Genomic DNA, 12738 nt, shown 5'->3' with positions numbered 1-12738 from the left:
GACACTTCGATGGCGGTAGGCCGTAGCCGGCTGGCGCGCGTTATCGGTCCGATCCTGATCTTCTTGGGCGCGCTGCTGATCACCGCCGCGATCGCCGGACCGGCGTACGTCGCGGGCAAGCTGACGACGATCCCGCTGGACATCGACACCACGACGGTGGCGAAGTCCGAGAAGGTCGCGGATTCCCAGGCCGACGCGGAGTTCCCCGCGAAGTCGCTGGACATGTGCTCGATCGACAAGGGCAAGGCCGTGGTCAACGAGGTCTCGGTGACCACGCAGACCCGCACGCTGGTCACCACCCCGTCGGACAAGTCGACGATGACGGTGCAGTCCGGCAGCTCGATGGTGGTCCCGTCGATCAAGACCAAGGGCGAGCCGCGGCACCCGGAGCTGACCGGCGCCGTGCAGGACAAGCGTCCCTGCGACGACGGCCTGGTGCAGGCGTGGCTCGACCGCGTCTCCCTGGACCGCGAGACCGGTAAGCCGACCGGCAAGACCTCCGAGGCCACCTACCAGCCCGGCGAGAGCACCCCCGCGGTGAAGATCGCCGACCGCAAGGGCCTGCAGTACCGCTTCCCCGCCGGCACCACGCAGGACGGGAAGTACGAGTTCTTCGACCTCGTCACGCGCAGCAACGTGGGCCTGAAGTTCGTCGAGGAGAAGGAGGTCAGCGGCACCAAGACGCTGCACTTCCAGGGCCAGCAGAACTGGGTGGACCTCTCCACCATCCGCGACAGCAACGACCCGACGCTCGGCACCGTGCTCACCATGCCCGCGGGCTGGTGGGGCATCGGCGGCGTCGACCCCAAGGACGACATCACGCTGAACCGCTGGGCGAAGACCGACGTGGACCTGTGGGTCGACCCGACCTCGGGCGTCATCGTCGACCAGTCGCTGCACTACACGCAGCAGTTCCGCCTTCCGGGCCAGGTCGCCCCGAACACGCCGAAGCCGGTCCGCGACTTCAAGCTCGACGTCTTCGACGCCAAGCAGCGCTGGGTCGATGCGACGGTCCGCTCGCAGGCGGAGGTCGCGAAGTCGGCGCAGAACAAGATCGCCGTCGCCAAGTACGTGGCGCCGGTCGCGGGCGGCGTCCTCGGCCTGATCGCGCTGGGTCTCGGCGTCTTCGCGCTGTTCCTGGGCCGCAACCCCGCCACCGCGGGCGGGCCCGGCACGGGCGGCCGCGGACGGGCGAACGCCGGTTCCGGCGATGCCGCGCCCACGGCCCCGCTCGACGACGAGCCGATCACCACCCCGGACGTGGGCGGCGATCCGGCGACGGAAGCGTTCAGCGCTCAGCCGCGGCCGGACGAGTCGCAGACCGAGGCGATCGACTTCCGGAAGCGCGACGAGCGCTGACGGTCACGACCGCACCGATCACCATCACCGCCGCGAGCGCACACAGCGCCGCGGCGGTGATCATTTCGGCGGGGGTGTGCGGCAGGGTGAGCAGGATCGCCGCCTCGGCCGCGACCACCACCCAGGCGAACAGCGCCATCCGGGTCCGTTCGATGGCGATGGCGTAGAGCAGCAGCCCCTGCAGCAGGGCGAGCAGCGCGCCCTGCGCGGCGAACAGCCACAGCAGTCCCTGGACGGGCCGGTAGTCCTCGCCGGCCAGCAGCGTCGCGAGCGGGGCGCACACCGCCGCGCCGGCGATGCAGGCCAGGCCGAGCGCGGTCAGCAGCCCGACGACGGTGCGCAGGGCGCCGCGGGCACGGCCGGGGGTGGCGAGCTGCGGGTAGAAGACGACGCCGACGGCCTGCGGCAGCCAGAACGCGACCTTCGCGGCCACCGCGCCGAGGGCGTAGGTGCCGGCCGCGGCCGCTCCGAGCACGGGCCGGGAGAGCAGCAGGTCGAGCGAGGCGAAGACGACGAGCACCAGCTGCACGGAGCTGGCGCCGAGCACCGCGCGCACCCCCGCGTCCGGCCCGGCCGCGTGTCCCGACGGGGCCCCGGCCAGCGCCCGGCCGACGACGGCCGCGACCAGGGCGCCCACCGTCGTGCCGAGGAGCGCCGGCCCGGGGCCCAGCAGCAGCCCCGGCACGGTGAAGGCGAGCTTGCCGACCCCCGCCAGTGCGAGGAGCGCCGCGAGCCGCCCGAAGCGCCGCTCGCCCTGCAGCAGCCCCTGCTCGACGGCGAGCAGCACGAGCGCGGGCGCGGCGGCCAGCGCGGCGGCGGCCGTGATCGCCCGGGTGTGCAGGCCCGCAGCGGCCAGCGGCACCGCGACCAGCGCCAGCACACCCGCGCCGAGGGCGATCCGGTAGCCCAGCGCCCGCATCTGCGCGGCCCCGGCGCCGCGGACGACCTGCCGCGCGACGACGGTCTGCAGCGCGAGCGCGGGCACCGCGAGGATCAACGACAGCTGCAGGAGGGCGGCGAACTCGCCGTACCCGGCGGGCCCGAGCCAGCGGCTCGCGGGCAGGTGCACCAGGTAGGAGCACAGGTTCGCCGCCATCGAGCCGATCGTGACCCACGCCAAACCTCGCACCCGGCCATTGTGTCAGTAGGCTCGGGTCGATGAGATCGCGCGACCTGGCCCTCGCCGCCTGGTCCGCCGTGCTCGCCGCCGTGATCCTGGGCCCGCTGGCCGTCGGCGGCCGCTATCTGTTGCTCCGCGACGCCGTCTCGACGCCCCGCTCGTACCTCACCGACACCGCGCTCGGCCTCGGCGACAACGCCGCCCGCGCCACGCCGCAGGATTGGCTGCTGGCCGTCGGTTCGCAGGTGGTCGACGGTGGCCTCCTGGTCACGGCCCTGCTGTTCGTCGCGCTGGTGGCGGCGGGGTGGGGATTCGGTCGCTGCGCGCTGGCGATCCTCGCCGCCGTGGGCCGCGACGCGGGCCTCGGCGCGGGCCTGGCCGCCGCGACGGTGGGCCTGTGGAACCCGTTCGTCGCCGAGCGGCTGCTGCAGGGGCACTGGAGCCTGCTTGCCGGGTACGCCGCGATCGGCTGGGCCGTCGTCGTCGGGCTGCGGTCGGAGGGCCGGCGGCAGCTCGGCGGCTTCGCGGCGTGCCTGGCCGCGGGCGGGCTGACGCCGACGGGCGCCGTCTTCGCGCTGATCGCGGGCCTGGTCGCGGCGCCCCGCCGGTGGGCCTGGCTGCTCGGACTGTTCGTGTGCGCGGCCGCGCCGTGGCTGTACCCGTCGCTGGTCTCGGGCAGCGGCGTGCGCGCCGATCCGGCGAGCGTCGCCGCCTTCGCGGTCCGCGCCGAGCCGGGGCTCGGCACGCTCGGCTCGCTCCTCGGGCTCGGGGGCATCTGGAACCGGCAGGCCGTGCCCGACGGTGCCCCCTGGCTCTGGACCGCGCTCGCCCTCGCGCTGCTGGCGGGCGGGGTGCTGGTGCTCCGCGCGCGGCTGCTCGCCCCGCCGCTGGGCCGGTTCGCGCTGCTGGCGCTGTGCGCCGTGGTGCTGCCCGCAGTGGCGGCGACGGGCCCCGGGACGGCGCTGCTCGAGGCCGTGGTGCAGGCGATCCCGGGCAGCGGGCTGCTGCGCGACGGGCAGAAGTGGGTGGCGCTGGCCTTGCCGCTGTACGCGGCGTGCGCCGCGGCGCTGGTGGCCGCGCTGCCAGCGGCCGCGCGGGCCGGGGGCTCCGTGATGGCGGTGGCGCTGCCGATCGCGGTGCTGCCGGGCCTCGCGTGGGGCGTGGGCGGCGCGCTCTCGCCGGTGACCTACCCGGCGGCGTGGCGCACCGTCGCCGAGGCCGTGCCCGCGGACCGCGGATCGGTCGCGGTGCTGCCGCCGGGCATGTTCCGGACGTACGCGTACGGCCCGGACGCGCCGGTCCTCGACCCCGCGCCGCGGATGCTGCGGGCGCCCGTCCTGCAGACGGGTGAACTCCGCGTCGGCGGGCGCTCCGTCGACCGCGTGCCGGGCGCGGCGTCCGACGCGGAGGACGCGCTGGCCGCCGGCGGCGACGCCCTGGCCGGTCGGCTGGCGGAGCTGGGCGTCGGGTGGGTGCTCGTGGAGGCCGTCTCCGTCGACGGCGCGACCGTCTTCCCGACGGTGCCGCTCCCCGGCCTGGAGCTCGCCGTCGACACTCCTGAACTGCGGCTCTACCGGGTGCCGGGCGAGGTCGCGACCGACTCGGCATCGTCCGCGGAGCGGGGCGGCGCATGGGCCGCGCATCTGCTGTGGGCGGCACTGCTGCTGGGCGGCGGGGCCGTGGCCGCGACCGGCGGGGCGCGCGGGTCCGCAAGGCCCGACGGTGCCGCCGCCCCGGCCCCGTCGGCGTGATCCCGTTCCCGTACGACGTGCGGGAAACCCACTGTTCATTTTGCAGGTCGAACGTCCCGTCAACCTGTATTACCTCATGCCGTAATTAGCACTGCGCATGATGCGTCATGCACGACAAAATGTGAACCCCCGGGAATTGTCGGGTTTCTCACTGTTCGCGCGTCTTTTGCTGCGCTATGGAGTTCGTCATCATGTTCTACATGATCTCGGGTTTCTCAGAGCAGTGGCAGTGCCCGGCGGGAGAGTGGGCCGTCTGGGCTCCGGACGCGACCACCAAGGAGGCGATGCGCACCGCCCCTGACCAGGACGTCTGCACGTCCTACGTGCAGGCCGACCACCTGCGCAGCGGCATCGACGGCGAGGCCTGCACCCGCCGGCTCGTTTTCACCACATTCACGATCCACGATGTTTTCGATCGAACAATCGTCGAATCGGTCTTCACCGAATTCGTCCGCGCGCACGGCGTTTTCCATACCGCTTTCCCGGTATCGGCGGCCCCGGATCCGCGCGGCCGCACCCTTTCTCCGGAACAGATCGATCTCGCCGTCGAGGCCACCTCGGAAACGCACCCCGGTGACACCGTCAAGGGCTACCTGATGGCGAACGTGCCGGAACTGCACGACTGGGCGGCGTTCGCCTTCGCCGTGACCGGCGTCGAGAACGCGCGCCCCGGGGCCGTCGAGCCGCACTTCCAGGTGGTGGTCTGCTCGGACCACCTGTACACCGACGGCGTGTCTCAGGCCGTGAGCTTCTTCGAGCTCGTGTCCCGGTACACCGCGGCCCGCAGCGGCGCCCCGTACACGCCGGTGCCGGTCCGCCCGCACCGCGAGTTCACCCGGGAGCAGCGCACGCTGGCCGCCACGCTGACGCCGACCCACCCGGACGTCGTGCAGTGGCGCGAGACGCTGCGCCGGTCGGGCGGCATGCCGCGCTACCCCCTGCCCCTCGGCCTGGCCGACGGCGAGGCCGCCCCGGGCCGCATCGCGGTGCACGCCTCGTTCATCGACGCCGACCGCACCGCCCGGTTCGGCGCGGCGGCCAAGCGGGCCGGCGCGAACATGAACAGCGCGCTCCTCGCGGTGCTCGGGCAGGTCCACCACAACCTCACCGGCGACGAGCTGTTCACCATGCTCATCCCCCGCGCCGACCGGTCCGCCACCGGCGACGCGATGGCGGTCGGTTGGTACGTGACGCTGGTGCCCGTCCAGTTCTCGGCCTCCGGGAGCTTCGACGAGGTCGCCCGCAACGCGCACGAGGCGGTCGCGACGGCGAAGCAGCTCGACCGCACGCCGGTGTTCCCGGTCATCGACCTGCTGGCCGACGATCCGGAGTTCCCCGTGGAGCACGGTTTCACCGCGCCGATGCTCTCCTACATCGACGTGACGCGGGTGCCGGGCGCGGAACTGGCTCGGCAGCACGACTTCTCGGTGTTCGCGAACGCCACGCCCTCGCGCGAGGTGTTCACGTGGATCAACCGCGACGAGTCGGGCCTGGACTTCAACGCGATGCACCCCGACACCACGCAGGCGACCCGCTCGGTGGACACCGTCTTCCGGCTGCTCCGCGACCGCATCATCGAGGTCGCCGACCGCTCCCCCGCCCTCATCTCGGCGTAGCGGCCGCCGCCGGCACCGGCGCGACGGTGCGGTCCTGCCGGAGGTCGGCGGGGAAGCCGCCGACGCGGGCGTGCAGCTCTGCCTGCAGCGCCCGTCGTCGGCGCCGGTCGAAGGCGGGCGCATAGGCGGCGGGGGTGACCCCGAAGGCGATCCACGGGCCGGCCGGGTCGACGGCCACCGCGGTCACCACGAGACGGGCGCGACGGTCGGCACCGTCGGGCAGCGGACCGTAGGGGACGGCGACGAGGACCGGGGCGCCGAGACCGCCGGGCTGGCGGTCGCGCGGGTAGCCGAGCAGCCGCTCGGCCTCCGGCACGGTGCGGCCGACGAGCTCCTCGGTGCGGATCCGGCCACCCGAGCCCTCGCGGAGCGCGAGCGGGACGAGCGCGCCCAGCACGAGGGCGGCCAGCACGCCGAAGGCGCCCCAGAACAGGTCACCGCCGGCGAAGGCGATCTCGGCGGAGAGCGCGGCGAACGCGCAGGCCACCACGTGCACCGCGAGCTGGAGCAGCAACGACCCGGCCGTCGTGACGAGGCCGGCCACGAGGATCGCCGCGACGAGTGCGGCGCTGCCCCAGCGCCGGTCCATCACGGCCCCGAGGAGCGCGGCGCCGAAGACGAGCAGGTAGGCGATCCACCACCTGCTCGCCCGCGGCCCCATCTGCACCCTGGTCATGCAAAGAAGATACAACCCGGGTTCCGATTCGGGCGGGGATCAGTGGCCCCGACGGATCCATTCCTCCAGGTGCGGGGATTCCGCGCCCAGCGTGGTGCCGTCGCCGTGCCCGGTGTTCACGACCGTCTCCGGCGGCAGCGCGAACAGCCGGTCCCGGATGGACTCGATGATCACGGAGAAGTCGCTGTACGAGCGGCCGGTCGCACCGGGCCCGCCGGCGAACAGGGTGTCGCCGCTGAACAGCTGCCCGGCCTCGGGCAGGTACAGGCACACCGACCCCGGCGAGTGGCCGGGCGCGTGGATCACGCGGATCTCGGTGCCGCCGACGGCGATCCGGCTGTCGGCGGCGAGATCCTCGTGCCCGACGCCCGGATGGGTCATGTCCCACAGGACGTCGTCGCCGGGGTGCAGCAGGATCGGCGCGTCGAGCCGCTCGGACAGCTCCGGCGCGACGGTCACGTGATCGTTGTGCCCATGGGTGCAGACGATTCCGCGCACGGTCCGCCCGCCGACGGCGTCGACGATCGGGTCGGCGGAGTGGGCGGCGTCGATCACCACCACCTCGCTGTCGTCGCCGACCAGCCAGACGTTGTTGTCGACGTCCCAGGTGCCGCCGTCGAGGCTGAAGGTGCCCGACGTGATGACGCGTTCGACGCGCAGCGTCACAGGACCACCACCGAGCGCAGCACCTCGCCGCGGTGCATGGTCGCGAAGGCCTGCTCCACCTCGTCGAGGCCGATCCGCTCGGTGACGAACTTCTCCAGCGGCAGGCGGCCCTGGCGGTACAGGTCGACGAGCTGCGGGAAGTCCCGCTCGGGCAGGCAGTCGCCGTACCACGACGACTTGAGAGCCCCACCGCGCGAGAAGAAGTCGATGAGCGGCATGTCGAGGGTCAGGTCGGGGGTCGGCACGCCCACCAGCACGACGGTGCCTGCCAGGTCGCGGGCGTAGAAGGCCTGCTTCCACGTCTCGGGGCGGCCGACGGCGTCGATCACGACGTCGGCGCCGAAACCGTCGGTGAGCTCCTGGATCGCATCCACCGCATCGCTTTCCGCCGCGTTGACGGTGTGCGTGGCGCCGAGCTCGCGCGCCCACTCCAGCTTCTTCGGGTCGCGGTCGACGGCGATGATGGTGCGCGCGCCGACGAGGCGGGCGCCCGCGATGGCCGCGTCTCCCACACCGCCGCAACCGATCACGGCCACCGTGTCACCGCGCGAGACGCCGCCGGTGTTCACGGCGGCGCCGAGGCCGGCCATGACGCCGCAGCCGAGGAGGCCCACGACGGCGGGGTCGGCCTCGGGATCGACCTTGGTGCACTGCCCCTGGTGGACCAGGGTCTTCTCCGCGAAGGCGCCGATGCCGAGAGCGGGCGAGAGCTCGGTGCCGTCCTCGAGGGTCATCTTCTGCGTGGCGTTGAAGGTGTCGAAGCAGTACTGCGGCTTGCCGCGCTTGCAGGCGCGGCACTGGCCGCACACGGCGCGCCAGTTGAGCACGACGAAGTCGCCGGGCACGACGTGATCGACTCCCTCACCGACGGTTTCGACCACGCCGGCGGCCTCGTGGCCGAGCAGGAAGGGGAACTCGTCGTTGATGCCGCCCTCGCGGTAGTGCAGGTCGGTGTGGCAGACGCCGCACGCCTGCACCGCGACCACCACCTCACCGGGGCCGGGATCGGGGATCACGATCGGGACCACTTCGACGGGCTCGCCCTTCGCGCGGGCGACGATTCCTCTGACGGTCTGCGGCACGGTTCTCCTCCTGGTCCGGATACGACTATTGCCATCCTCGCATTGATCGGGCCGACGAGGACTCGGGCTCAGTGCACGTGGTTCCGCCAGTCGGCGGGCACGCGTCCCGCGGGGCCGGGCACGGCCTGGTCGACGGGCCGGTTCTGCGGGTCGGCGAGCAGCGGACCGTCGTAGTAGTCCTCGGAGACGTAGTCCCAGAACCAGGCCTCGCCGGGCTCGAAGCTCTGCACGATGGGATGGCCGCTCGCGCGGGCGTGGGCGCTCGCGTGCTGCGACGGCGAGGAGTCGCAGCAGCCGATGTGGCCGCACTTCGCGCAGCGGCGCAGGTGCACCCACCAGCCGCCGGCGGCGTCGCACTCCACGCACCCGGCGCCGCTGGGCGGCACCGTCGGATCGATCGGGTCGGTCGGTTCGCTCATGGCTCCAGTCCTTCTCCCGGCTCGCCGGGATCGTCGATCACTGCTTCGCGCTGCGGCCCGTCGATGGGCAGTTCCACGGTGAACACGGTGTTCCCCGGCTCGGAGCGCACCGCCAGGTCGCCCTGGTGTTTGTTCACCACGATGCGCCACGAGATGTCCAGGCCCAGTCCGGTTCCCTCGCCGACGCCCTTGGTGGTGAAGAAGGGCTCGAAGATGCGGGGCAGCACGTCGGCGGGGATGCCGGAGCCGGTGTCGGCGACCTCGACGACCACCGCATCCTCCTTGCGGTGCGCCCGCAGGGTGAGGGTGCCGCGGCCGTCCATGGCCTGCACCGCGTTGTCGATGAGGTTGGTCCACACCTGGTTCAGCTCGGCGCCGTACCCCTGGATGTCGGGCAGGTCGGGGTCGTAGTCGCGGACCACGGTGACGCCGCCGTCGCCGATCTTGCGGCTGAGCATGACGACGGTGCTGTCGAGCAGTTCGCGGACGTCGAGCACCTGGAAGGGCGCGCGGTCCATCTGCGAGTACTGCTTGGCCGCCTGCACCAGGGTGGAGATCCGGCTCGTGGAGTCGGTGATCTCGTTCATGAGCAGCTCGGTCTCGACGGTGTAGTACAGCCAGCGCAGCGCGCCGGAGAGCACCGGCCCGTCGTCGAGCGAGCCCGCGACGCGGTCGAGGAAGTCGGTCTGCAGGCCCGCGGCCACGAACACGGGGGCCAGCACGTGGCCGTCGCCGATGTCGTGGTCGTCGAGCCAGTCCATCAGCTCGTCCTCGCGATCGGAGGCCTCGAGCGGACCGAGGTCGGGGGCGTCCGCCACCGCCTCGACGGCCTCCTCCTGGAACTTCACCAGGTCGACGAGGCGCGTCCGGTCGAGCTTGCCGCTGGCGATGCCGGCCAGCTTGTGCCGCATGCCGCCCACACGGGTGCGCAGCTCCGTGGCCGCGCGGGTGGCCGCGCCGGCGGGGTTGTTCAGCTCGTGGGTGAGGCCGGCGGAGAGCGAGCCCAGCGCCAGCAGCCGCTCGCGTTGCTCGACCATCTGCCGGGTGCGCTGCCCGCCGTAGAAGACGCCCTCCAGCAGGTGCACCGCCATCGGGAACCACTCGTGCATCGCCTCGTTGAAGTCCTCGGCGGGCAGCATGAAGAACTGCGCCTCGGTCACCGCGCGCATGGACGAGTTGTACTGCTTCTGCGCCGGCCCGCCCTTGCCGAGGAACGCCGACCACGCGCCGGAGTAGGCGCCGCGCTGATCGGAGCGGGTGGTCTCGACCTCCGCGTCGCCCACCTTCTGCGACAGCGCGATCGTGCCCCTGAGCAGCACGAACAGCCACTGCGCCGGATCGCCGGTGGAGTAGACGGGGCCGGCCGGGAAGGTCTCCACGTGGCCGCGTCGGCACAGCCACTCCAGTTGCTCGTCGCTGAGCTTCTCGAACAGAAACAGGGTGCGCAGTTCGTCGACGAAGCACGGGTCATGAGTGCTCACGAGTCGACTCCTTCCAGATAGCGGTGGACGAACATGACGGCCATCGCGCCCTCGCCCACCGCGGAGGCGACGCGCTTCGCCGATTCGGACCGGACGTCGCCGGCGACGAAGATGCCGGGGACGCTCGACTCCAGGTGGAACGGCGGCCGGTCCAATTCCCATCCCCGGGGCGCGGCACCGTCGAGCGCGAGATCCGGGCCCGTCAGCAGGAAGCCCCGCCCGTCCCGCGCGACGACGCCGTCGAGCCAGTCCGTGCGCGGTTCGGCGCCGATGAAGACGAACAGGAAGTCCGCCGGGACCTGCTCCGTCGCGCCCGACTCGGTGTCCCGCAGGGTGAGCTGTGTGAGGTGGTCGTCGCCGTGCGCCTCGACCACCTGGGTGTGCGGCCGCACGTGCACGTTCTCGATCGCGTTCAGCTGCTGGATGAGGTAATACGACATCGACGCCTCGAGCGACGGCCCCCGCACCAGCAGGGTCACCGAGCGCGCGCCCTTCGACAGGTACGCCGCGGCCTGGCCCGCGGAGTTGGCGCCGCCGACGATGTAGACGTCCTGGCCGGCGCAGGCCGGCGCCTCGGTCATCGCCGAGCCGTAGAAGATCCCGGCGCCCGTGAGCCGCGCCATGCCCGGCGCGTCCAGCTGCCGGTACGCGACGCCCGTCGCGAGGATGACGGTGTGCGCCCCCACGACGGTGCCGTCGGAGAACCGCACCCGCCGGCCGGAGCCCGTCACCTCGAGCTCGACGACGTCGGCGGCGGTGATCATCTCGGCGCCGAACTTGGTCGCCTGCCGCCGCGCCCGGTCGGTGAGCTGGGTGCCCGAGACCCCGTCGGGGAAGCCCAGGTAGTTCTCGATGCGCGAGCTCTGCCCCGCCTGCCCGCCGGTCGCGGACCGCTCGACGAGCACCGTCCGCAGCCCCTCGGACGCGCCGTACACGGCGGCGCCGAGCCCGGCCGGGCCCGCGCCGACGACGACCAGGTCGTAGAACTCCTCCGACGGGGTGGTGTTCAGGCCCACGTGGGCCGCCAGTTCGCTGTCCGACGGTGCGCACAGCGCGGTCCCGTCGGCCGCGGCGACGAGCGGGAGCTGCTGGCCGTCGCTGCCCGCGGCGGCGAGGAGGCGCTGCCCCTCGGGCGACTCGGCGGTGTACCAGCGGTACGGGATCTGGTTGCGGGCCAGGAACTCCCGAACCTCCGACGAGCGGGCCGACCAGCGGTGCCCGACGACCTTCGTCTCCGGCACGGGCCGGTGGTCGCTGCAGAGCCAGGCCTCCAGCTGCGCGTCGATGACGGGGTAGAGCTTCTCCTCCGGCGGGTCCCAGGGCTTGAGGAGGTAGTGGTCGAGGTCGACCACGTTGATCGCCTCGATCGCGGCGCCCGTGTCCGCGTACGCGGTGAGCAGCAGCCGCCGGGCGCCCGGGTAGACGTCCATCGCGGCCTCGAGGAATTCGAGGCCCGTCATCTGCGGCATGCGGTAATCGGCGAGGATCGCGGCCACCAGGTCGCCGCGGAGCTTGAGCTCCTTGAGCGCCTCCAGCGCCTGTTCGCCGCTCTCCGCGCGGACGATGCGGTACTCGTCGCCGTACTTGCGCCGCAGATCCCGCGCCACCGCGCGGGACACGCTCGGATCGTCGTCGACGGTCAGAATCGCAGGGCGCCGCCCTGAAGTTTCAGCCACCGTTTCAGATTACGGCGACCGCGGCCTCCGCGTCGGCGAGTGCAGCTGTGAGCGAACGCATCGGGTCGGGTCCGTACGAGACGCGGTGGATCGTGCCCTGTGGGGCGCCGTCGATCGACCAGTGCGTGATCCACCGGTCGGGCAAGCCCTCCGGCTGCGCGATGCGCACCTCCCGGTCGCCGCGGGCGGTTCGCACCGTCATCGCCGCGACCGGCGCCGCGATCTCGCCCTTGTGCCGCCGCCGGTCGCGGAAGTTGAGGACGACCAGCACGAACATCGCCGCAAAGAGCACGACGACTGCTGCGATGCGCCACGACGCCCACGCGCCGTAGTCCATCCACAGAAGCGCCATCGCCGGGATGAGGAGCGCGATGCCGCCCAGCATGTAGCGGGCGTCGCCGACACTCGTCACGGGCTCCATCCCGATCGCGGTCCGCCACAGCTGGCCCGCCACCGTCGCCAGGGTCAGGCCGATTGCGAGCAACAAGCCGTGCGCGATCCGCTGACTCGGCGGGCCGTCGAACGGCCAATCGAGCAGAACGAACGCCGCGAACAGCGCGAGCCACAGCAGAAACAGCACCCCGGCGAACGCCTTGAGCACCGCGACCGGCACCGTCCGCACCACAGGGGAGCGGCTCATCACCGGGACCTCACGAGGCCCACCGCACCCACCGCCGCGACGATCACGTAGCCCGCGATCATGCAGACGGCAAGGACGGTCCGAAAGCTCGGCCACAGCGCCCAGTCCACGAGGAGCATCGTCGCAGCCCCCAGCAGTCCGCTGAACAGCATCATCATCCACGCTATCCGCGGCACCTCACGTTGCCTCATCACGTATTCACGGTAACGGATACCGGTCGGGGCGCCGTCGAGCTTCGGTGCGATTCGTCGA

Annotated in this window: 12 protein-coding genes; 3 read left to right on the top strand and 9 right to left on the bottom strand. The window is 72.5% G+C overall.

Annotated elements, in window-relative coordinates; genetic code table 11:
* Positions 1-9 precede the first annotated feature (9 nt).
* Positions 10-1359 (top strand): cell envelope lipid trafficking protein PgfA, encoded by a 1350-nt coding sequence (gene pgfA, locus BLW32_RS03215; RefSeq protein ID WP_074850336.1) that lies wholly within the window; start codon positions 10-12, stop codon positions 1357-1359.
* Here pgfA and BLW32_RS03210 read toward each other — a convergent pair.
* Positions 1289-2455 (bottom strand): polysaccharide biosynthesis protein, encoded by a 1167-nt coding sequence (locus BLW32_RS03210; protein ID WP_225535851.1) that lies wholly within the window; start codon positions 2453-2455, stop codon positions 1289-1291. The genes pgfA and BLW32_RS03210 overlap by 71 nt on opposite strands.
* 62 nt (positions 2456-2517) lie before the next feature.
* On the opposite strand from BLW32_RS03210, the gene BLW32_RS03205 reads away from it, so the two are divergent.
* Together BLW32_RS03205 and BLW32_RS03200 are read left to right on the top strand one after the other, a co-directional pair.
* Positions 2518-4230: an MmpA family trehalose lipid delivery protein gene (locus BLW32_RS03205; RefSeq protein ID WP_068740644.1), complete on the top strand. Its 1713-nt coding sequence runs from the start codon at positions 2518-2520 to the stop codon at positions 4228-4230.
* Between the two features lie 176 nt (positions 4231-4406).
* Complete coding sequence (locus BLW32_RS03200) at positions 4407-5846, top strand: condensation domain-containing protein (RefSeq protein ID WP_068740643.1); 1440 nt, start codon at positions 4407-4409, stop codon at positions 5844-5846.
* Here the strand turns inward: BLW32_RS03200 and BLW32_RS03195 are convergent.
* The 8 genes from BLW32_RS03195 to BLW32_RS03160 form a co-directional block, all read right to left on the bottom strand.
* Positions 5833-6522 (bottom strand): hypothetical protein, encoded by a 690-nt coding sequence (locus BLW32_RS03195; protein ID WP_139286014.1) that lies wholly within the window; start codon positions 6520-6522, stop codon positions 5833-5835. The genes BLW32_RS03200 and BLW32_RS03195 overlap by 14 nt on opposite strands.
* A gap of 39 nt (positions 6523-6561) precedes the next feature.
* Entirely contained in the window at positions 6562-7188 is a 627-nt protein-coding gene (locus BLW32_RS03190) for an MBL fold metallo-hydrolase (RefSeq protein WP_068740641.1), read from the bottom strand.
* Entirely contained in the window at positions 7185-8270 is a 1086-nt protein-coding gene (locus BLW32_RS03185) for an S-(hydroxymethyl)mycothiol dehydrogenase (RefSeq protein WP_068740640.1), read from the bottom strand. The genes BLW32_RS03190 and BLW32_RS03185 overlap by 4 nt, the downstream gene beginning before the upstream one ends.
* A gap of 68 nt (positions 8271-8338) precedes the next feature.
* Complete coding sequence (locus BLW32_RS03180) at positions 8339-8689, bottom strand: UBP-type zinc finger domain-containing protein (RefSeq protein ID WP_068523498.1); 351 nt, start codon at positions 8687-8689, stop codon at positions 8339-8341.
* Positions 8686-10170: an ATP-binding protein gene (locus BLW32_RS03175; protein ID WP_068740639.1), complete on the bottom strand. Its 1485-nt coding sequence runs from the start codon at positions 10168-10170 to the stop codon at positions 8686-8688. The genes BLW32_RS03180 and BLW32_RS03175 overlap by 4 nt, the downstream gene beginning before the upstream one ends.
* Entirely contained in the window at positions 10167-11846 is a 1680-nt protein-coding gene (locus BLW32_RS03170; protein ID WP_068523496.1) for an NAD(P)/FAD-dependent oxidoreductase, read from the bottom strand. The genes BLW32_RS03175 and BLW32_RS03170 overlap by 4 nt, the downstream gene beginning before the upstream one ends.
* Before the next feature lie 4 nt (positions 11847-11850).
* A complete protein-coding gene (locus BLW32_RS03165; RefSeq protein ID WP_139286049.1) occupies positions 11851-12486 on the bottom strand; it encodes a hypothetical protein in 636 nt (211 codons plus the stop codon).
* Entirely contained in the window at positions 12486-12680 is a 195-nt protein-coding gene (locus BLW32_RS03160) for a hypothetical protein (protein WP_139286047.1), read from the bottom strand. The genes BLW32_RS03165 and BLW32_RS03160 overlap by 1 nt, the downstream gene beginning before the upstream one ends.
* Positions 12681-12738 lie beyond the last annotated feature (58 nt).

The organism is Tsukamurella tyrosinosolvens, assembly GCF_900104775.1.
Lineage (GTDB): Bacteria > Actinomycetota > Actinomycetes > Mycobacteriales > Mycobacteriaceae > Tsukamurella > Tsukamurella tyrosinosolvens.
This window is presented reverse-complemented; position numbering and strand designations above follow the sequence as displayed.

Bases quoted from the DNA above. Each gene is read 5' to 3' on its own strand.
- pgfA (WP_074850336.1), top strand. From the start codon at position 10: ATGGCGGTAGGCCGTAGCCGGCTGGCGCGCGTTATCGGTCCGATCCTG.
- BLW32_RS03210 (WP_225535851.1), bottom strand. From the start codon at position 2,455: ATGGCGGCGAACCTGTGCTCCTACCTGGTGCACCTGCCCGCGAGCCGC.
- BLW32_RS03205 (WP_068740644.1), top strand. From the start codon at position 2,518: ATGAGATCGCGCGACCTGGCCCTCGCCGCCTGGTCCGCCGTGCTCGCC.
- BLW32_RS03200 (WP_068740643.1), top strand. From the start codon at position 4,407: ATGGAGTTCGTCATCATGTTCTACATGATCTCGGGTTTCTCAGAGCAG.
- BLW32_RS03195 (WP_139286014.1), bottom strand. From the start codon at position 6,522: ATGACCAGGGTGCAGATGGGGCCGCGGGCGAGCAGGTGGTGGATCGCC.
- BLW32_RS03180 (WP_068523498.1), bottom strand. From the start codon at position 8,689: ATGAGCGAACCGACCGACCCGATCGATCCGACGGTGCCGCCCAGCGGC.
- BLW32_RS03165 (WP_139286049.1), bottom strand. From the start codon at position 12,486: ATGAGCCGCTCCCCTGTGGTGCGGACGGTGCCGGTCGCGGTGCTCAAG.